A 20,753-nucleotide genomic window follows, 5' to 3' on the forward strand; every position below is an offset into this window, starting at 1 on the left:
CATGAGTTCAAGCACAATGTCAGCGTGCAGTGGTCGTTCCCTGCGCAGCCGTGCATCGGCATTCTTGGTGGGCCTGCTCGCGGTTGTGAGTTCGGTATCCGCGCTCTCTGTGGAGATTGATCAGAGGCCTCTTTACCTCGGGAGCGACGTGCCCGGCAACTTGGCTCTCGTGCCGTCGGTGGAGTACCCCACGATCCACAGCCAGGCGAATATAGGAAGCTATGCCACGAATCGCCGTTACTCCGGCTACTTCGATCCTGGAAAGTGCTACGAGTATCAGTACAGCGCGACCGAAGCCGAACGGCATTTCTCTCCCGCAGGCGCTGCGAATGGATTCAATTGCACGGCCGAAGGGCAATGGAGTGGCAATTACCTGAACTGGGCCGCCACCCAGACCATCGATCCGTTCAGGTCGGCGCTGACCGGTGGATATCGCGTCAAGGACGAAGCAGATGAAACCTGGCTCGAGAAGGCGAGGCATGCGCCGGGCTACACGCTTTATCCGAACCGTCGACTGCCCAACAGTGGTAGCGATTCCGCGCTCGTAGAAAACCTGACGCCTGCGAGCTGGAACAATTTGACAGTACGCATCCAGGGCCTTGGAAACAAGATGCGGTTCAGCGCATCAGGCAATCTGGACAGTACGCCGGTCCCCTACAACCCAGAGCAGCATCCGCTGGTGAATAGCTCGCCTGAGGAAGGTCGGTGGGAAAACTGCTCTGGCCCTCAGCCGGGATGCGTGCGGCGGGGAAATCGGTGGCAGCGTTGGGTTGTCACTGTGCCAGCTGTCCAGGGTGATGCAGGGACAGTCTATGAGGTCAGCGTGAGGGTCAAGGTATGCGATCCGGCGGTGGGCGTCGAAGCCAATTGCAAGCAGTATTCCCAGGGCTGGAAGCCAGAAGGATTGATTCAGGAGTACTCGGAGCGCATTCGCTACAGCATCTTCGGCTTCATGAATGAAACTGGCAACCAGCGCAATGGTGGCGTGATGCGCGCGCGCCAGAAGTATGTAGGTCCCAATACGCACTATCCGGAACTGGGGACGCTGGCGAATGCCAACCGGGAGTGGGACCCTGAAACCGGTGTGCTGGTGAGAAATCCAGACAGCACGGATGCGACCGCCACTGGTTATGACGTGGCCGATAGTGGTGTCATCAATTACCTCAACAAGTTTGGGCAGATGACTGCGCAGGACCCGAAGGGCAACGATCCGGTAAGCGAGCTCTATTATGCTGCGCTTCGCTATTTCCGGGGTCAGGGTAACTTGGCAAGCTACACCAGTGGGGTGAATTACAATCGAGCGGACGGATTCCCGGTGATCACGGATTGGGATGATCCCATTCGTTATGCCTGTCAGGTCAACGCGGCATTGGGGATCGGTGACGTTTACACGCACGAGGACCGCAACATACCGACCACGCCAGCGGATGATCTCGCCCTGGCTAGGACGTATACCCAGAAGATTTTTGATCTTGAGTCGATCAACAAAGAGGCGGAGGATGTTTTCAGCGGACGCGGCAACTCTGCTTACATTGCGGGCTTGGCCTATTACGCGAACACGAACGATTTGCGGCCGGACAATGAGGCGCAGGCGAACAGTGCGGGACGTCAGACACTTTCGACGTACTGGGTCGATGTGCGTGAGAATCAGCGCCTCGAACCAAAATCCGACAACCAGTACTGGTTAGCGGCCAAGTATGGTGGGTTCCGAGCGCCAGAGGGGTTCGATCCGTTGGAAACCACGGGCCTCAATCAGGCTTGGTGGCACGGTTCCAATGAGTACCTGGTCAGTGGGGCCAATGGTGATGTCACTACAGCCGTGACCGCCTACCCCCGTCCGGACAACTTCTATGTGGCCAGTGAAGCGGACAAGATGGTGGCGAGCCTGCGCGAAGCGTTCGAGAGCTTTTTGGCCGAGATGGAAGGTTCTGCGAGTTCGTTTGCGAGCAACACCACGCGACTGGAGAATGGCGCGCAGACGTACCAAGCGCAGTTCGTGACCGGGCAGAACAATGAGTGGGGTGGCGAGCTTCGCGCTTTCGATGTCAACGTCACTACCGGGGCGTTGACCGAAACATGGGCGGCGACAGATAATTTTCCCGAGTGGGGTCCGACGAACGCAACGCCTGGTGCGCGGCAGGTCTTCTACAATAATGGCGGCACAATGGCGGCCTTTGAGGGTGCTGTGGCTGGCCTCTCGTCGGAAGTTGTGAATTATCTGCGCGGGGATCGTTCGGAGGAGCAGAGTAATGGCGGCGATTTCCGAGATCGTCGGAGCGTTCTCGGCGATATCGTCAATTCCCAGCCGACGTTTGTCGGCGCGCCGAACGGCCGCCTGTTCGCGGGGCAGACATTCCCCGGCGCGAGTGCGTACGCCGGTTTTGCAGCGGGGCAGGCCACGCGGACGCCGGTGATCTATGTGGGGGCGAACGACGGTATGTTGCACGCTTTCAACGCCGATACAGGTGCCGAGCTGTTTGCCTTCGTGCCGACGGAAGGCATGTCCAAGCTTCATGGAGAGGGTGGATACACCGATCCGGACTATGAGCACGCTTATACGGTAGACGGTGCGTTGACGGCGGCTGACTGGTTCAACGGAACCAGCTGGCGCACGGTTGTCGTCGGCACAATGGGGCGCGGCGGCAAGAGCGTGTTCGCGCTGGACGTGACCGATCCTGCTTCCCCTTCATTGCTTTGGGAGCGCACCGCGAGCGAGCTTGGCAACAACCTTGGGCAGCCCATCGTTGCGCAGGTTGCCTCGAATGACTGGCGTGTATTGGTTGGCAATGGTCCAAACAGTTCCGATGGGGAAGCGAGGCTGGTGAGCATCGGCCTGGGGACGGGGATGGTGTCCTCCATTACGACCGGTGTGGGTGGCGACAACGGATTGTCCGGCATCAATGCCTGGTCTACTTCGGGGAATGGAATCTTCGATACTGCCTATGCCGGCGATCTGAGGGGCAACCTGTGGAAGTTCAACCTCGCTGCGGGAACGGCGACCCTGTTGTTTGCCGCAGGAGACTCCAAGCCGATCACGGTGACACCGCTGGTGGCAAGGAATCCCAGAACCTTGCAGACGTGGTTGTTCTTCGGTACGGGACGCTATCTGAATTCAGCTGACCTGTCGAACAAGGACGTGCAGACTTGGTATGGACTGATCGATCGCGGAGTCACGATCACTGACGGCCTTGCAGAGGTGGAAGTCCTCGACGAGGGCGTCGTAGGCGGGCGCGATGTGCGGGTCATCGAGCAGATCACAACGCCTGGTACGAATGGTTGGCAGATGGATCTTCTTCCGCCGGGAGGCGTAGCGCAGGGCGAACGCATGGTGGTTCCGAACTTCTTCCAGGGGCTCGCCCTGATTGGGACCACCCGTATCCCGGACGCAAACGACGTATGCAGCCCAAGCGGCAAGGGCTTCACGATGGCGATAGACCCGTTCACGGGTGGGCGACTGTCGTCCGGCTTCTTCGATGTGACGGGTGACGGCCATGTGGATGCAGGAGATACGCTGGATGGCGTGCCAGTCTCCGGCATCGGGTACGACAGCAGTCCCAACAATCCTATCTTCCTGGGCGACATCATGTACACCAGCCTCGACGATGGCGGCAGTGCCATCATCCAGACGAATGCATCGGGAAGTGATTTGAGGCGTGTGTCTTGGCGTGAACTGATCAGGAACTAGACTCGATGAATAGCCCAGTAGTTTGGAGTGATCTGGTGATTGACGCCAAGGCGCGCGCGCGCGCGCGACGGGGCGACCGGGGTTTCACACTGGTTGAACTGATGATTGTCGTGGCAGTGCTCGGGATTCTTGCCGCGATCGCATATCCGGCGTACATGGACTATCTGATCAAGGCCCGCCGGACCGGAGCGGCATCGTGCCTGCAGGAACATGCCCAGTTCATGGAGCGCTACTTCACTACCCGGCTGACATACGTCGGCGCACCAGGACCGACGTGTGATCCAGCCTTGGCCAATTTCTATAACATCGGCTTCACGGGCGCACCGGCCGCCAGGACATTCGTGATTCAGGCCGCCCCCACCGCGAGGCAGCCCGATGCAACTTGTGGAACGCTCTCGATCAACGCGCAAGGCGTAAGGACGCAAACTTCCGGTACGGTTGCGGCCTGCTGGTAGCGCCCGCTCCGCGGAAGCAAAAAAGCCGCGACAGTGCCGCGGCTTTTTTGTTGGCGCCCGAAGTTGGACTCGAACCAACGACCCCCTGATTAACAGTCAAGTGCTCTAACCGGCTGAGCTATTCGGGCGGGCATGGAATTGTAGACGGCGTCCGGTGCACGGGCAACCCGGCGCGGGAGCCTGAGGTTCAGCCGGGACACGCAGCCGGGGCGGCCGGCCGGAAAGTGCGCGGGCGGCCCGCGTTGTTCACGATCACGGCGCCCAGCAGGGCCCCGTCGCCAGTGCATACCGAGATGGTCAGGTTGGTGCCCGTGCTGCGGCCGTCCGGCAGGTAGCGAAGCTGCGTGCGGCCGGTCGTTCCCAGCAACTGCAGGGTCCGGCTGGTGGGAGCGGACTCGACCCGCAGGATGTCCCCGGCGGAGTCGGGCTGGCGGTTGCCATCGCGATCGAGGAAGACCATCCATCCGCCGCTCCAGTCCTCGGCGGCGTCGCATGCGATGCCGCTCCGGGATGGGCACAGGATCACGGCCTGCCGGTACGTGATCGCGGCCATCCTGGCCAGTTGCATCTGGGTCGCCAAGGCCCCCATCGCCGCGCCGGCGCGCTGCCGCTCCAGCAGCCCGCCCATCGCCGGCAGCGCCACCGTGGCGCAGACCACCACGATGGTGAGTACCAGCAGCAGTTCGACCAGGGTGAAACCGCGTACCTTCCTACGCATCACATTGCCCTCCATGGCTGTGGACGTTCAGCATGGCTCGCGGCCGCGAACGGCGGCATCGGACCCCAGCGAGATCCGGGGTAGGAAAACCCCGCACCCGTCCCCATCAACAATGGTTCGCTAGACTGGATCGCCCGCCCCCGGCCCGCCATGACGAATCCGCTCCATCCCGCCACATTCCAGCTCGCCGCCCCCTACCAGCCGGCGGGCGACCAGCCGCAGGCCATCGAAAAGCTCATCGACGGCTTCGAGAGCGGCCTGGCACGACAGACGCTGCTCGGCGTGACCGGCTCGGGCAAGACCTACACCATCGCCAACGTGATCCAGGCGGTGCAGAAGCCGACCCTGGTGATGGCGCCGAACAAGACCCTGGCCGCGCAGCTGTACGGCGAGTTCAAGTCGTTCTTCCCGCACAACGCGGTCGAGTACTTCGTCAGCTACTACGACTACTACCAGCCCGAGGCCTACGTCCCGTCCACCGACACCTTCATCGACAAGGACAGTTCGGTGAACGAGCACATCGAGCAGATGCGGCTTTCGGCGACCAAGGCGCTGCTGGAGCGGCGCGATGCGATCATCGTCTGCACGGTCTCGGCGATCTACGGCCTGGGCGATCCCAACGAATACTTCAAGATGGTGCTGCACATGGTGCGCGGCGAGCGCATCGACCAGCGCGAACTGATCCGCCGGCTGACCGAGATGCAGTACGCCCGCAACGACACCGAGCTGCGCCGCGGCACCTATCGCGTGCGCGGCGAGGTGATCGACGTGCACCCGGCCGAATCCGACGACGAGGCCCTGCGCATCGAACTGTTCGACGGCGAGATCGAGAAGCTGACCCAGTTCGATCCGCTGACCGGCGAAACCCGGCGCTCGCTGGCGCGCTACACCATCTATCCCAAGTCGCACTACGTCACCACGCGCCGCACCGTGCTCGATGCGATCAACGCGATCAAGGAGGAACTGCCGCCGCGGCTGGAACAGTTCTACGGGCAGAACAAACTGGTCGAGGCGCAGCGCCTGCAGCAGCGCACCCAGTTCGACCTGGAGATGATGGCCGAGGTGGGCTACTGCAACGGCATCGAGAACTACTCGCGCCACCTCACCGGGCGCATGCCGGGCGAGGCGCCGCCCTGCCTGTTCGACTACCTGCCGCCCGACGCGCTGCTGGTGGTCGACGAGTCGCACGTGACCGTCCCCCAGGTCGGCGCGATGTACAAGGGCGACCGCTCGCGCAAGGAGACGCTGGTGGAGTTCGGCTTCCGCCTGCCCTCGGCGCTGGACAACCGCCCGCTGAAGTTCGAGGAATGGGAGCTGCGGTCGCCGCGCACGATCTTCGTCTCGGCCACGCCCGGCAAGTACGAGCTGGAGAAGTCCGAGGGGCAGGTGGTCGAGCTGGTGGTGCGGCCCACCGGCCTGATCGATCCCGAGGTGGAGATCCGCCCGGTCGCGACCCAGGTCGACGACCTGCTCGGCGAGATCCACAAGCGCGTGGCGATGGGCGACCGCGTGCTGGTGACCACCCTCACCAAGCGCATGGCCGAGAACCTCACCGAGTACCTCGGCGAGCACGACGTGCGCGTGCGCTACCTGCATTCGGACGTCGATACCGTCGAGCGCGTGGAGATCATCCGCGACCTGCGCCTTGGCAAGTTCGACGTCCTGGTGGGCATCAACCTGCTGCGCGAGGGCCTGGACATGCCCGAGGTCTCGCTGGTGGCGATCCTCGACGCCGACAAGGAGGGTTTCCTGCGCTCCACCGGTTCGCTGATCCAGACCATCGGCCGCGCCGCCCGAAACCTGCGCGGCAAGGCGATCCTGTACGCGGACCGGATCACCGACTCGATGAAGCGGGCGATCGACGAGACCGACCGCCGGCGGCAGAAGCAGGTCGAGTACAACGCCGAGCACGGGATCACGCCGCAGTCGGTGGTGCGCGCGGTGATGGACGTCATGGAGGGCGCCCGCGACGAGCCGGCGGCCGCGCGTGCCGCGGCCGGTCGTGGCCGCCGGGTGGCGGACGCGCCCGAGGACTACGCCGCGCTCGACCCGGCGAAGCTGGCGGCGAAGCTCAAGGCGCTGGAGCAGCAGATGTACCAGCACGCCCGGGACCTGGAGTTCGAGGACGCCGCGCGGGTCCGCGACGAGATCCGCAGGGTCAAGGACGCCACGCTGGCCGGCTGAACGGACGGCCCGAGGATGGCAACAGGCCCCGGCTTCGGCTAGAATTCGCCTCCCGCCGCGATGGCGGGCCCTCACCCTTTGCCCTCTCCCGCGTGGGCGGGAGAGGGGAAGTGATCGTCGGGCGGTGCCCGACAGCGTTGTTTCTTTGGGCGGTTAGCTCAGCGGTAGAGCACTACCTTGACATGGTAGGGGTCACAGGTTCGAACCCTGTACCGCCCACCACGCCGGACGGCGTGGCTCCCCGGATCGACAGGCCGTGCCGGGATCATGCCTGGGGACGCATCCTGCGCCCATGCAGCAGCCGGTAGGCGGGCAGGCAGGCTTCCGCTACGTCGGCGTGCGCGCCGGACAGCGCGATCCCGGGGGCGGCCGGTGGCTCGAACCCGGTCGATTGCAGCACGCGCGCATACCAGTAGGGCGCCCACGGGCCGTCGCTGGCACGCGGCCCGGGGGGCCACTGCAGCATCCGCGCGGTGAATGCGATGCCCAGGTGGTCGCACAGGGCGCGCAGGTGGGCTTCGGGCGCCCGCAGGAAGTCGCCGGCGTCGATGATCGGCGTCGTCCGCCCGCGGCTTTCGAGTCGCTCCAGCAACTCCACCTGTCGCAGCACCCCGATGTCGGTCGCTGTCACCGTGGCCCGCGACTTGACGTAGGAGGCCACGACTTCGCGCGGATCCCGGATCAGCAGCACGTTGTGCAGGCCGTCGATCCAGTCGAGCGCCATGCCGGGCAGCAGGTGGTGGGTCATGTGCTTCTGGTACCAGAGCCGGGCGCCGCCGGGCACGGGGCCGGCGAGCGCGGCCACCACCTTGCGCCAGTCGGTTTCGCCGGCGGCGATCACCTGCGCGCGCCCGGGATGGTCGAGTCCGGTCGCGGCCAGGTAATGCGCGTACAGCGGCTCGTCGCTGACGCAACAGTCGCCGCGGTTTTCCCAGGCGCGCATCATCGCGGTGGAGATGTTGCGCGGCCCGGACCACATCGCGATCCGCAACGGCGGCTTCATGCCCGGTCCGGCGGCTGGCGGTCGGCGATATCGCGCGCGACGAGGTCGCGGTACAGCCCCTGCAGGCGTTCGACCATCGGTCCGCGGCCGTCGCGGATCGTCCGGCCGTCGATCGAGTGTGCCGGCACCACGCCGGCGAAGGTGCCGGTGACGAAGGCCTCGTCCGCGCCATACGCATCGGTGAGGCTGAAGGACTTCTCGAACACCGGGATGCCGTTGGTGCGGCACAGCGCGATCACGTTGGCGCGGGTGATGCCGCCGAGACAGTACTGGCCGGTCGAGGTCCAGACCTCGCCCTTGCGCACGATGAAGAAGTGGGTGGAATTGCAGGTGGCGACGAAGCCATGCGGATCGAGCATCAGCGCCTCGTCGGCGCCCGCGGTGTAGGCCTGGATGCAGGCGGTGATGCAGTTGAGCTTGCTGTGCGAGTTGAGCTTCGGGTCCTGCACGTCGGGGAAACCGCGGCGCACGTGCACGGTGAACAGCGACAGGCCCCGTTCGGCGGCTTCCGGCGCGGCGGTCTTGTACTCCGGGATGATGACGATGGTCGCGGGGCCGGCGGTGACGCGCGGGTCCTGGTAGGGCGTGCGCTTCGGACCGCGCGTGACCATCAGCCGCACGTGCACGCCGTCGCCGTGCATGCCGTTCGCGGCGAGGGTGTCGTAGATCGCGCGGGTGAGGCCTTCGCGGTCGAGGCCGACGTCGAGCGCGATCGCCTTCGCGCCCTCGTACAGGCGGTCGAGATGGGCTTCGAGGAACACCGGGTGCCCGCCCGAAACGCGCAGCCCTTCCCATACCCCGTCGCCGAGCACGAAGCCGCTGTCGAAGACCGATACGACGGCCTCCGCACGCGGCTTCAGCGCGCCGTTCACGTGGATGAGGATGTGTTCGTTGCGCGGATCGTCCGCGGCGTGCTGCGAGCCCGTGGTCATGGCGCCTCCTTCCGGAGACGATGGTAAGGCCTCGGCGGGGTCGGCGACAGGGCGGACATCTGCAGAAAAAACCCCTGCCTGGGGGAGGGCCAGGCAGGGGTGCAAGTGCGCCGGGGCGCCGGATCAGAAGCGGTAGTTCAGGCCCAGCAGCCAGGTGCGACCCCATTCGATGTGCTCGAGCGGGCGGTCCCTGGTTCCGGCGTAGGTGCGGTAGGACTCGTCGGTGATGTTGCTCGCCTGCAACAGCACGCTCAGGCCACCCAGGCCGGTGTGGTCGCCGAAGGCGTAGCTGACCTGCACGTCGGTGATGTCCTCGCCCACCACGTAGCGCAGGGTACGGTCGCCGTCGAAGTTGCCGATCTCGCCGACGAAGTCCGAACGCTTGCGCTGGCTGATCCGCGCCTCGAATCCGTTGCGCTCGTAGTACGCGGTCAGGTTGTACACGCGCTTCGACAGGCCCGGCAGCATGATCTCCTCGCTGCCGACGCTGCTCTGCGCGTTGGGCGGAGGCGGGATGGTGATGTCGCTGTCGTTGAAGCTGGCGCTGGCGACGATGCCGAAGCCGGTGAGCGCTGGCGCGAACAGATCCAGCGGCAGGGACGCGGTCAGCTCAAGGCCCCGCAGCGATCCGCCCTCGCCGTTGTAGGGAGCGGTGAAGCGTCCGGTGGTCTGGGTCGGGGGCTCGTTCGGGCCAGGCACGTAGTCGACCAGCAGGTCGCTGAAGTCGTAGCCGTCGCGGGACTCGGTGTAGATGTAGGTACGCAGGTCCTTGTAGTAGAACGCCGCGGCCACGTAGGCGCGCTCGCCGAAATACTTCTCGTACGACACGTCGAACGCGTAGGCACGCCAGGGATCGAGTTCGGGGTTGCCGCCCGAACCGCCCGGCTCGCCGGTTGCGGTATTGACGCCGAACTCCAGCGATGCACGCAGTTCGTCCACGCGCGGACGCGCGATCTGCTCGGCCAGGGCCACGCGAAGGGTCTGGTCGTCCGTCAGCGAGAACGCCAGGTTCAGGCTGGGCAGGACGTCGGTGTATTCCTTGCCGCGGGTGATCGGCTGCACGTTGTCGCCATCGGGGCGGGTCGAATCCCAGTAGCGCGAGGTCGAGGACTGGTCCACGCGCTGCACCTGCACGCCGAAGTTGCCGCGCACCGGCACGCTGCCCCATTGCGTGTCGATGTTCGCACGCGCATAGCCGGTCGTGATCTCTTCGTCGACCCGCCATGCCTTGGGGATCAGGTACGACAGGTTGTCGACGGGAATGAAGCTCATGTAGCGCGCGACGGCCGCCGGCACGTTCCAGGAAGGGATCATGCCCACGCCCGCGAAACCGAGGTCGACCAGGCCGTACTGCAGGTCCGCACCGATCGTGGTCTCGCCCTGGGCGCCGAGGTTGATGTTGCCCTCGGGCTGCCATTTGCTCTTCTGGCGGTCCGCGTAGTTGACGCCGAGATCGACATCCACCAGCCAGCCCAGCGATTCGGGCACCGGCACGGAAGCGTCGAGACGCAACGCGCGCAGCTCGTCCTCCACCCGCGGCGTCTTGCCGTAGCCGGAGCCGTAGATCGTGTTGGTCAGGTACAGCGAGCCGGGATCGGAATAGTCGCGGCCCGGATCGAGCTGCGAGAAGCCGTCGCTGCGGAAGTCCAGCGCCACCGAATCGAGCTGCGGCGCGGGCAGGAGCTGGGTGTTGTTCTCCAGCAGCACTTCGTCGCGCTCGGTCTTGGAGTAGCTGACGTCGGCCACCAGTTCGACACTGCCGAGGTTGAAGGCATTGTTCCAGCCGAAGGCGCTGATCTCGTCCTCGCGGTGGTTGTACATGCCGCGCACCAGCGGATAGACGTTGTTGGCGACGCCGCCGGTGAAGGTGCCGTCGCCGTTGATCGAGGGGTTGGTGACCTCGAGCCGCCCGTAACCGCCGTTGTAGTCGCCGATGTGCACCTCGAACTGGTTCGCGGTGCTGACCTGCGTGGCCTCCGAGTAGAACAGGTCGAGCGTACTCGTCCAGGCGTTGGAGGGACGGAACTGCAGCGTGGCCATCACGCCGTCGCGCTCGGTATTGCCGGTGCGGCGCAGGGCCTTTATGCCGTCGGAGTAGTAGGTGCCGGTGGGCACGCCCGGTCGCCAGCCGTCGCCGATCGGCTGCCAGGGCTCGTACAGGCCCACCTGGTTCTCCTGGATCGGCGTGTCCGAATGCGAATAGCCGATCGAGAAGCCGAAACGCCGGTCGTCGGAACGGGTGATGTAGCTGGCGTTGATGCGCTCGCCGTAGCCGGATGCGTCCGCCGCATTGCCCAGCGAGTTGTGCTGGCCGCGGATGCTGACGACGCCTGCCGGCTCGTCGAAGTTCAACGGCCGCACCGTCTGCATGTCCAGCGTGCCGGTGAGCCCCTGGCCCACCAGGCGCGCGTCGGGCGTCTTGTACACGGTGACGCCGCTGATCAGTTCCGACGGGTACTGGTCGAACTCGACGCTGCGGTTGTCGCCGGTGCTCACCATCTCGCGGCCGTTGAGCAGGGTGGTCGAGAAGTCGGGCGAGAGCCCGCGCACGCTGATCACCTGGGCGCGGCCGGCGACGCGCTGCGCGGACAGGCCCGGAAGCCGGGCCAGCGACTCGGCGATGCTGACGTCGGGCAGCTTGCCGATGTCCTCCGACGAGATCGCCTCGACGATCGAGGTGGAATCGCGCTTGACCGAGATCGCGTCCTCGATCCCGCGCCGGATGCCGCGCACCACGACCGTATCGAGCTCGGACGTCTCGGTGGTCGCGGTCGGCGTGGCGTCGTCGGCCTCGTCGGGTTCGGTGGTCTGCGCATTCGCGGATGTCGCGGCGAAGCCGATGGCGGATGCGAGCGCGAGGCTCAGCAGGTTGCGTCGTGGGTTCAACATGTCCCCTCCCGAAGGATCTGTTGCGGTGTGTGGATGCGTTTGTCGCGAGCGGTCATGGCCGCGCGTCGGGTGCGTCTTGGGCTGGATTCAATGGTAGGCGCGCACCGAGGGGCGCGCGCTGCGCTGCATACGTATTCATCGAAGGAACGGCGCGCTCATGCCCGGCCGCGCGGCAACGTGCCGTACCAGGCGCCATGCGGCGGCAGGCGCAGTTCGCGTGCATCGAGCGTTCCCTCGGCGAGGCGGTGGCCGATGACAGGCACGGCGCCTCGCGCGAAGTCCGGCAACGCCATGGATACGGCCGTCGGCGAGAGGTTGAGGACCACCAGCACGCGCTGCGACTGGCTCTCGCGGATGAAGGCGAGGAGCTGGCCGGGCGCATCGATGAAGCGGATGCTGCCTTCGCGCAGCGCGGGTTGCGCATCCCGCCAATGCAGGAATGCACGCACGCCGTTCAGCACCGAATCCGGATCGGCCGCCTGCAGCCCGGCATTGGCAGCGAGGTGCGGCGCCGGCACCGGCAGCCAGGGCGTGCCGCTGGTGAAGCCGGCGTTCGCGCCGCCGTCCCACGGCATCGGCGTGCGACAGCCGTCGCGACCCTTGAAGTTGGGCCAGAAGGCGATCCCGTATGGATCCTGCAGCGACTCGAACGGCACTTCGGCTTCCGGCAGCCCCAGTTCCTCGCCCTGGTACAGGCACACCGAACCGCGCAGCGAACACACCAGAGCGACGAGCAGCTTCGCCAGCCCCGGACCCGCGTCCGGGCCGCCCCAGCGCGAGACCGCGCGCTGCACGTCGTGGTTGGAGATCGCCCAGCACGGCCAGCCCTCGGTCATCGCCGCTTCCAGCCGCTCGACGGTGCCGCGGATGTAGGCGGCGCTGAACTCGTCGGTCAACAGCTCGAAGCTGTAGCCCATGTGCAGGCGGTTCGGCGTGACGTACTCGGCGGTGGTGGCCAGCGAGTCTTCGGAGGAAATCTCGCCGAGCGTCGTTGCGCCCGGATAGCGGTCGAGCAGGGCGCGCAGCGCTTCGAGGAACGGCAGGTTCTCCGGCTGCGTGTTGTTGTGGTGGTGGTACTGGTAGGCGTAGGGGTTGTCGGTGCTGAAACCGCGACCCGCGCGCAGTTCAACGGGTTTGGGCGGGTTGTCGCGCAGCCGGCGATCGTGGAAGCAGAAGTTGATCGCGTCCAGGCGCAGGCCGTCGACGCCGCGGTCGAGCCAGAACTTCACGTTGTCCAGCGTCGCGGCCTGCACGTCCGGGTTGTGGAAGTTGAGGTCGGGCTGCGAGGCCAGGAAATTGTGCAGGTAGTACTGCTCGCGTCGCGGTTCCCAGCGCCAGGCGACGCCGCCGAACAGCGACATCCAGTTGTTCGGCGGGGTGCCGTCCGGTTTCGGATCGGCCCAGACGTACCAGTCGGCCTTCGGATTGTCGCGGCTCTGGCGGCTTTCGCGGAACCAGGCGTGCTGGTCGGAGGTATGGCTCAGCACCTGGTCGATCATCACCCGGATGCCGAGCGCATGCGCCCTGGCGAGCAGGCGGTCGAAGTCGTCGAGCGTGCCGAACAGCGGATCGACGTCGCGGTAGTCGGCGATGTCGTAGCCGAAGTCGGCCATCGGCGAGCGGAAGAACGGGGAGATCCACACCGCGTCGACGCCGAGGCTGGCGACATGGTCGAGGCGCTCGATGATGCCGGGCAGGTCGCCGACGCCGTCGCCATTGGTGTCCATGAAGCTGCGCGGGTAGATCTGGTAGATCACCGCGCCGCGCCACCAGTCGTCCGCCCTCCCTGCCGCCACCTTGCACCCCGACCCCGTTTCGACGGGCGCCACTATTCCACAACGGCCGGCCATCCAAGCCGGCGCCGGCGCGCTCTTCTCGATGAATACGTATGCATGCCCAGGCGCGGCGGTGGGGCGCACGACCATGCCTGCGCGCGTTGAAGAGGCAGGAAACAAGCGGTTTTTCGCTGTTCCGGTGCGCATCCGATGCAGCGGTCGCTGTTGCATCGCCGCAGGGACAGGCCCCGCGATTCCGTGGACAATGCGCGCGTCGCAACGGGGAGTGCGGGTCGGATGGCGAGCAAGCCGCAGCTGTCGTTCTGGCAGATCTGGAACATGTGTTTCGGGTTCCTCGGGATCCAGTTCGGCTTCGCGTTGCAGAACGCGAACGTCAGCCGCATCTTCCAGACGCTCGGCGCGGACATGGAGCAGGTGCCGGGGCTGTGGATCGCCGCGCCGCTGACCGGCTTGCTGGTGCAACCCGTGATCGGCTACTTCTCCGACCGTACCTGGACACGACTCGGGAGGCGGCGACCCTATTTCCTCTGGGGCGCGGTGTTCTCGACGCTTGCGCTGTTCGTCATGCCCAACTCGCCGCAGCTGTGGATCGCCGCCGGCACGCTGTGGATCCTCGACGCTTCGCTCAACGTGTCGATGGAGCCGTTCCGCGCCTACGTCGGCGACCAGCTCTCGCCGCGGCAGCGGCCGACGGGCTACGCGATGCAGAGCTTCTTCATCGGCGTGGGCTCGGTGGTCGCGAGCCTGCTGCCGTGGCTGCTGGCGAAGGCGGGCGTGGCCAATACCGCGGGCCCGGGCGAGGTGCCCGATACGGTGCGCTATGCGTTCTATGCCGGTGGCGCGGTGCTGTTCCTCGCCATCCTGTGGACCGTGCTGCGCTCGCGCGAGTATCCGCCGGAGGTGTTGCGCTCGTTCGACGATGCCGAGCCCGAAGGGCCGCCCCGTGACGACGCCAAGGTGCCGGGTGCCACGGGAGGTCTGTCATGGCTGCTCGCCGGTGCAATCGGCATCGTCCTGATCTGGCAAGCCGGCTGGGACCGGTTGCTCTACGTGCTCGCCTCGCTGCCGCTCGCCTACGGCCTGCTGCGCCTGGTCGCTCCGTCGCTGCGCGAAGGCGCGATGCTCGCTTCGCTCACGGCCGACCTGCACGACATGCCGGCCACGATGCGCCGGCTCGCCGTGGTCCAGTTCTTCTCCTGGTTCGGCCTGTTCTGCATGTGGATCTACACCACGGCCGCGGTCACCAGCGTGCACTACGGGACCGCCGACACCGCCTCGGCGGCCTGGAACGAGGGCGCGAACTGGGTGGGCGTGCTGTTCGCGGCCTACAACGGATTCGCCGCGCTGGCGGCGATCGCGATCCCGTGGATGGCGCGACGCCTTGGCTTGCGTGCCAGCCACCTGGTCAACCTCTGTCTCGGTGGCCTCGGGCTGGTCTCGATCGCCTTCATCCGCGATCCGCAATGGTTGCTGCTGTCGATGGTCGGCGTCGGCTTCGCCTGGGCCTCGATCCTGTCGCTGCCGTACGCGATGCTGTCCGACAGCCTGCCGGCGGCGAAGATGGGCGTGTACATGGGCATCTTCAATTTCTTCATCGTGATCCCGCAGCTGGTTGCCGTGAGCACGCTGGGCGTGCTGCTGGCGCACGTGCTCGGCGGCGATCCGATGCGCGTGCTGATGTTCGGCGGCGCCAGCCTGGTGGTGGCGGGGCTGTGCGTGCTGCTGGTGCGACTACCGCGTGGGAGCGAGGCCGGTCCGGTTTCGTCGCTTCGATGATACTCACCGCAATGTCATCCCGAACGCAGTGAGGGATCTGCTTTCCGGCGTTCGGGGCTGCATGGAGCAGATCCCTCACTGCGTTCGGGATGACAGTCCCGTGTGCGGGACGACATTTCCATGTTCGGAATGACAATTTCGCGTTTCGAGGAAGAAGGTCAATGACGATGCGTGCCGTGCTCCTGCTGATCCTGTCCCTCCTGCTGCCGGCGTGTGCGGACGCGGATCGACCTGCGCCGACAGTTGCAGACGCCTATGGCACGCTAGAACCGTTCGCCAGCGAAGCTGTGTACTTCGTCGTCACCGACCGCTTCGTCAATGGCGATCCGTCCAACGACCAGCGAAACCAGGGCGGCGAGCGCCGTACCTTCGACCTCCCGCTCGAGCCCTGCGACGGCGTAGCCGGCAACATCGGCTACCTCGGCGGCGATTTCCGCGGCATCGCCGACAACCTCGACTACATCCGTGGCATGGGCTTTTCCGCGGTGTGGATCACGCCGGTGGTCGACAATCCCGACGAAGCGTTCACCGGCGGCGAGACCCCGGGCTGCGGCAGCATCCTCACCGACCGTGGCAAGACCGGCTACCACGGCTACTGGGGCGTGAACTTCTTCGAGGTGGACGAGCACCTGCCGAGTCCCGGCATGCAGTTCCGCGATCTCGCAGATGCGATGCACGCCCGGGACATGAAGCTGGTACTCGACATCGTCGGCAACCATGGCTCGCCCGGATGGACGATGACCGCGCCGCAGCCAAAGTTCGGCAAGCTGTACGACCGTGACGGCACGCTGATCGCCGACCACCAGAACCTGCCGCCGCAGCAGCTCGACCCGGAAGGCAACCCGCTGCACGCGTTCTACAACGATACCGGGCCGGTCGACGCGAAGCACGGGTCGATCTTCGACGGCAACCTCGCCCAGCTCGCCGACTTCGATGCCGGCAACCCGGCGGTGCTCGAGTACCTGGTCGACGCGTACAGCCATTGGATCGACCAGGGCGCGGACGCGTTCCGCATCGACACCATCGCCTGGATGCCATCGTCGTTCTGGCAGGCGTTCAGCGAGCGCATCCGCGCCAAACGCCCGGGCTTCTTCATGTTCGGCGAGGCCTTCGACTACGACGCGGCGAAGATCGCGGTGCATACGCTGCCCGGCAACGGCGGGGTGAGCGTGCTCGATTTCCCGATGAAGCAGGCGATGGACGAGGTCTTCGGGCGCAAACAGGCCGGTTTCGAGCGCCTGGCGCCGACGTTGTTCCTCGAAGGGGGGCCGTACGCCAACCCCTACGAGCTGGCCACGTTCTACGACAACCACGACATGCCGCGCATGGACGCCAGCGACGAGGGCTTCATCGATGCGCACAACTGGCTGTTCACCGCGCGTGGCATCCCGGTGGTCTACTACGGCTCGGAAGTCGGCTTCATGCGCGGTCGCGCCGAACATGCCGGCAACCGCAACTATTTCGGCCAGGCCCGCGTCGACGCGGCGGCCGAGAGTGCGATCCACCGCAACCTGACGCGGATCGCGACACTGCGCCGCGACACCCCGGCATTGCAGCGCGGGCTGCAGGTCAACGTCCGGCTGGAAGGCGAGTCGGCGGCGTTCTATCGTGTCCACCAGCACGGGGGCGACGCGCAGGCCGCGCTGGTACTGCTGAACAAGGGCGACGCAGCGCGGCGCATCGTCGTCGACACCCTCGTGCAGCCGGGCGACTGGCGCGACGCGTTCTCGGGCGAAACGGTGCGCATCGACCGGCGCATCGATCTCGAGGTGCCCCCACACGGCGTACGCGTGCTGCTGCGCGATGCGCCGATCGATGCGCCCGGGCTGCAGGTGGCGCTGGCTCGGGCCATGGCGGCTCCGCACGCGCAATAGGGGGCGCCGTCCGACAACGCCCGCGCCCCACGAGGGAGAGCACCCGCGGTCGCGGGTACGGGCCGTCGCACGCGTGGCCGGCTCGCAGTCCGCGTGCGGACGGCGGCGGAGCGGGCGCCGCGGCTACGCCACCGCGCCGCTGGACTTGCGCACCACCAGCGACGTCGGCAGCCGCGTGCGTTCCGCCGGTTCCCCGTTGACCAGGTGCACCAGGGCTTCGACCAGCAGTTCTCCGGCGCGGATCGTGTCCTGCACCACGGTGGTCAGCGCCGGAGTGGCGATGCGCGCCGCGGGAATGTCGTCGAACCCCACGATCGCCACGTCCTCCGGGATGCGCAGTCCGTTTTCCTGCAAGGCGTGCATCGCGCCGATCGCGATCAGGTCGCTGGCAGCGAACACCGCGTCGAACGGCAGTCCGCGGCCGAGCAGGGACAACGCCGCGGCGTAGCCGGAATCCTCCGCGCTTTCCGCATCCACCTGCAGCGCGCGGTCGAGCGAGAACCCGGCCGCCTTCAATGCCTCGTCGCAGCCGCTGTAGCGGTCGAGGAACTCGGGGTAGTGGTTCGAGGCATCGCCGAGGAAGGCGATGCGGCGGCGCCCGACGGCCAGCAGGTGTTCGCCGGCCAGGCGTCCGCCGCCGACGTTGTCGCAGCCGATCGACAGGCCCGGCTGGTCCGGCATCACCGCGCCCCAGCGCACGAACGGCGTGCCCTGTTCCACCAGCTTGGTGAGCTTGCCCTGGTGGGCGAGGTAGTCGCCGTAGCCGAGCAGGATCAGCCCGTCGGCCTTGTGGCTGTCGCCGTATTCGGCGTGCCAGTCGTCGGAGAACTGCTGGAACGAGATCAGCAGGTCCTGGCCGTGGCGCGCGCAGGCCCGGGTGATCGAACCCAGCATCGGGAAGAAGAACGGGTTGATGTGCGACTCGTCCGGGGTCGGGTCCTCGAACAGCAGCAGTGCCAGGGTCCCGGCATGCTGGCGGCGCAGGCCCGAGGCGTTCTTGTCGACCTTGTAGTTGAGCTGCTCGGCGATCGCCAGGATCCGCCTGCGGGTCTCCTCGTTCACCATCGGGCTGCCGCGCAGCGCGCGCGACACCGTCGGCTGGGACACTCCTGCCAGGTGGGCGATGTCGAGCGAGGTGGGCTTGCCGCGGATGTTCATGCCGGAGACGCCGGGAGCAGGCGGCATCATGCCACCTGCCGCCCCGGCGCCCCGGTGCAGCGCAACATCGCCCGATCCGCGGTAGAATCCGGGTTCGACCCGACCACGAGGTGGCCCGCGGAAACGCCGGCCGAGCGTGCGACATGCGCACTACCACCGCCCACCGCTGACCGACCGCGAGGCTTCCACCAAGGGCGCCCTCGTGGCGCTTTTTTTGTGGCCGCTTTGCGGCCACGGGATTGGGGGTTGGGATTCGCAAGCGCCGAACCGCCTTCCGCTTTCCCGAATCGCCAATCACGAATCACCAATCACGGCTCCCCAATGATCACCATCACCCTCCCCGACGGCAGCCGCCGCGAATTCGACCACCCGGTTTCCGTCATGGAAGTCGCGCAGTCCATCGGCCCGGGCCTAGCCAAGGCGACGGTCGCCGGCAAGGTCGACGGCCGCCAGGTCGATGCCTCCGACCTGATCGACCACGACGCCACGCTGCAGATCCTCACGCCGAAGGACCCCGAGGGCGTCGAGATCATCCGCCACTCCTGTGCCCACCTCGTCGGCCACGCGGTCAAGCAGCTGTATCCGGACGCGAAGATGGTGATCGGCCCGGTGATCGAGGAGGGCTTCTACTACGACATCCACGCCGAACGTCCGTTCACGCCCGACGACCTCGCCGCGATCGAGCAGCGCATGCGCGAGCTGGTCGCGCAGGACTACGACGTCGTCAAGAAGATGACGCCGCGCGCGGAGGTGGTCGAGGTGTTCCGCGCGCGTGGCGAGGACTACAAGCTGCGCCTGATCGAGGATATGGGCCCGGAAGTCACCGCGATGGGCCTGTACCACCACCAGGAATACGTCGACATGTGCCGCGGCCCGCACGTGCCGAACACGCGCTTCCTGAAGGCGTTCAAGCTGTTGCGCATTTCCGGCGCCTACTGGCGCGGCGATGCGAAGAACGAGCAGCTCCAGCGCATCTACGGCACGGCCTGGGCCGACGAGAAGCAGCTCAAGGCCTACATCCAGCGGATCGAGGAGGCCGAGAAGCGCGACCATCGCCGCATCGGCAAGGCCCAGCAGCTGTTCCACCTGCAGGAAGAGGCGCCGGGCCTGGTGTTCTGGCACCCGAAGGGCTGGGCGGTGTGGCAGGTGGTCGAGCAGTACATGCGCCGGGTGTACCGCGAGACCGGCTACGGCGAGGTGCGCTGCCCGCAGATCCTCGACGTCGAGCTGTGGAAGCAGTCCGGTCACTGGGACAACTACAAGGACAACATGTTCTTCACCGAGTCCGAGAAGCGGACCTACGCGGTGAAGCCGATGAACTGCCCCGGCCACGTGCAGGTGTTCAACCAGGGCCTGCACAGCTACCGCGACCTGCCGATCCGCTACGGCGAGTTCGGAAGCTGCCATCGCAACGAGCCTTCGGGCGCGCTGCACGGCATCCTGCGCGTGCGCGGCTTCACCCAGGACGACGGCCATGTGTTCTGCACCCCGGAACAGGTGGAAGCGGAAGTGCGCGCGTTCCACGAGCAGGCGCTCAAGGTCTACGCCGACTTCGGCTTCGAGGACATCCAGATCAAGATCGCGCTGCGCCCGGAACCGCGCCTGGGCGACGACGCCACCTGGGACAGGGCCGAGACCGCGTTGCGCGACGCCCTCCGGGCCTCGGGCGTGGACTGGCAGGAACTCCCCGGCGAGGGCGCGTTCTACGGCCCCAAGATCGAGTACCACCTGAAGGACGCCATCGGCCGCACCTGGCAGCTCGGGACCATGCAGGTCGACTTCATGATGCCCGGGCGCCTGGGCGCCGAATACGTGGATGAACAGAGCCAGCGGCAGACCCCGGTGATGCTGCACCGGGCGATCGTGGGTTCGATGGAGCGCTTCATCGGCATCCTGATCGAGCACCACGCGGGGTCGTTTCCGGCCTGGCTGGCGCCGGTCCAGGCGGTGGTGATGAACATCACCGACGCCCAGGCGCAGGCTGTCGAATCCGTTGCCAAGGCATTGAATTCGAAGGGTTTGCGGGTGGTTGCCGATATCCGCAACGAGAAGGTCGGCTACAAGATCCGCGAGCACACCCTGCAGCGGGTGCCGTACCTGCTGGTGGTGGGGGACCGCGAGAAGGAGGCCGGCGAGGTCGCGGTCAGGACCCGGGCAGGGGAGGATCTCGGTACCATGGCCCTCGACGCCTTCGCCGGACGGCTGGCGGGTGAATCCCGCGGCTGACGGTTGTATCGTGGCCGAAATCCGTTAAAAATCTGTACGAACGACCCGGCGCCGCCC

12 protein-coding genes and 2 tRNA genes are annotated in these 20,753 nt (G+C 66.3%); 7 read left to right on the top strand and 7 right to left on the bottom strand.

Going from position 1 to position 20,753, the window contains the following annotated elements:
• Position 1: 1 nt before the first annotated feature.
• On the top strand, positions 2 to 3,685 hold the full coding sequence (locus FZO89_RS13680) for a pilus assembly protein (protein WP_262378664.1): 3,684 nt from the start codon (positions 2 to 4) through the stop codon (positions 3,683 to 3,685).
• Positions 3,686 to 3,690: 5 nt separating this feature from the next.
• The gene (locus FZO89_RS13685; protein ID WP_149103777.1) at positions 3,691 to 4,140 is read left to right on the top strand and encodes a type IV pilin protein; all 450 of its coding nucleotides are present in this window, start codon (positions 3,691 to 3,693) and stop codon (positions 4,138 to 4,140) included.
• A 51-nt stretch (positions 4,141 to 4,191) separates the two neighbouring features.
• On the opposite strand, the gene FZO89_RS13690 is transcribed toward FZO89_RS13685, so the two are convergent.
• Together FZO89_RS13690 and FZO89_RS13695 are read right to left on the bottom strand one after the other, a co-directional pair.
• Positions 4,192 to 4,268, bottom strand: a tRNA-Asn gene (locus FZO89_RS13690).
• 59 nt (positions 4,269 to 4,327) lie between these two features.
• Positions 4,328 to 4,858 (bottom strand): GspH/FimT family pseudopilin, encoded by a 531-nt coding sequence (locus tag FZO89_RS13695; RefSeq protein ID WP_187471156.1) that lies wholly within the window; start codon positions 4,856 to 4,858, stop codon positions 4,328 to 4,330.
• Positions 4,859 to 5,008: 150 nt separating this feature from the next.
• On the opposite strand from FZO89_RS13695, the gene uvrB reads away from it, so the two are divergent.
• Positions 5,009 to 7,042 (top strand): excinuclease ABC subunit UvrB, encoded by a 2,034-nt coding sequence (gene uvrB, locus FZO89_RS13700; RefSeq protein ID WP_149103779.1) that lies wholly within the window; start codon positions 5,009 to 5,011, stop codon positions 7,040 to 7,042.
• Between the two features lie 147 nt (positions 7,043 to 7,189).
• Positions 7,190 to 7,264: transfer RNA gene (locus FZO89_RS13705), tRNA-Val, on the top strand.
• 43 nt (positions 7,265 to 7,307) lie between these two features.
• On the opposite strand, the gene FZO89_RS13710 is transcribed toward FZO89_RS13705, so the two are convergent.
• The 4 genes from FZO89_RS13710 to FZO89_RS13725 form a co-directional block, all read right to left on the bottom strand.
• Entirely contained in the window at positions 7,308 to 8,045 is a 738-nt protein-coding gene (locus FZO89_RS13710; RefSeq protein ID WP_149103780.1) for a sulfotransferase-like domain-containing protein, read from the bottom strand.
• Positions 8,042 to 8,977: an aminotransferase class IV gene (locus FZO89_RS13715; protein ID WP_149103781.1), complete on the bottom strand. Its 936-nt coding sequence runs from the start codon at positions 8,975 to 8,977 to the stop codon at positions 8,042 to 8,044. The genes FZO89_RS13710 and FZO89_RS13715 overlap by 4 nt, the downstream gene beginning before the upstream one ends.
• A gap of 123 nt (positions 8,978 to 9,100) precedes the next feature.
• A complete protein-coding gene (locus FZO89_RS13720; protein WP_149103782.1) occupies positions 9,101 to 11,866 on the bottom strand; it encodes a TonB-dependent receptor in 2,766 nt (921 codons plus the stop codon).
• A gap of 155 nt (positions 11,867 to 12,021) precedes the next feature.
• Positions 12,022 to 13,593 (bottom strand): alpha-glucosidase family protein, encoded by a 1,572-nt coding sequence (locus FZO89_RS13725; RefSeq protein WP_262378720.1) that lies wholly within the window; start codon positions 13,591 to 13,593, stop codon positions 12,022 to 12,024.
• A gap of 345 nt (positions 13,594 to 13,938) precedes the next feature.
• Between FZO89_RS13725 and FZO89_RS13730 the strand changes: the two genes are divergently transcribed.
• Positions 13,939 to 15,438, top strand: a complete 1,500-nt coding sequence (locus tag FZO89_RS13730; protein ID WP_149103784.1) for an MFS transporter — start codon at positions 13,939 to 13,941, stop codon at positions 15,436 to 15,438.
• A 167-nt stretch (positions 15,439 to 15,605) separates the two neighbouring features.
• Entirely contained in the window at positions 15,606 to 17,312 is a 1,707-nt protein-coding gene (locus FZO89_RS13735; RefSeq protein ID WP_149104185.1) for an alpha-amylase family glycosyl hydrolase, read from the top strand.
• A gap of 123 nt (positions 17,313 to 17,435) precedes the next feature.
• Here FZO89_RS13735 and FZO89_RS13740 read toward each other — a convergent pair whose 3' ends face one another.
• Entirely contained in the window at positions 17,436 to 18,497 is a 1,062-nt protein-coding gene (locus tag FZO89_RS13740) for a LacI family DNA-binding transcriptional regulator (RefSeq protein ID WP_262378665.1), read from the bottom strand.
• A 294-nt stretch (positions 18,498 to 18,791) separates the two neighbouring features.
• Here FZO89_RS13740 and thrS point away from each other — a divergent pair, with 294 nt between their 5' ends.
• Entirely contained in the window at positions 18,792 to 20,696 is a 1,905-nt protein-coding gene (gene thrS, locus FZO89_RS13745; RefSeq protein ID WP_149103785.1) for a threonine--tRNA ligase, read from the top strand.
• The last annotated feature ends 57 nt before the right edge of the window (positions 20,697 to 20,753 follow it).

This window comes from Luteimonas viscosa (genome assembly GCF_008244685.1).
GTDB lineage: Bacteria > Pseudomonadota > Gammaproteobacteria > Xanthomonadales > Xanthomonadaceae > Luteimonas > Luteimonas viscosa.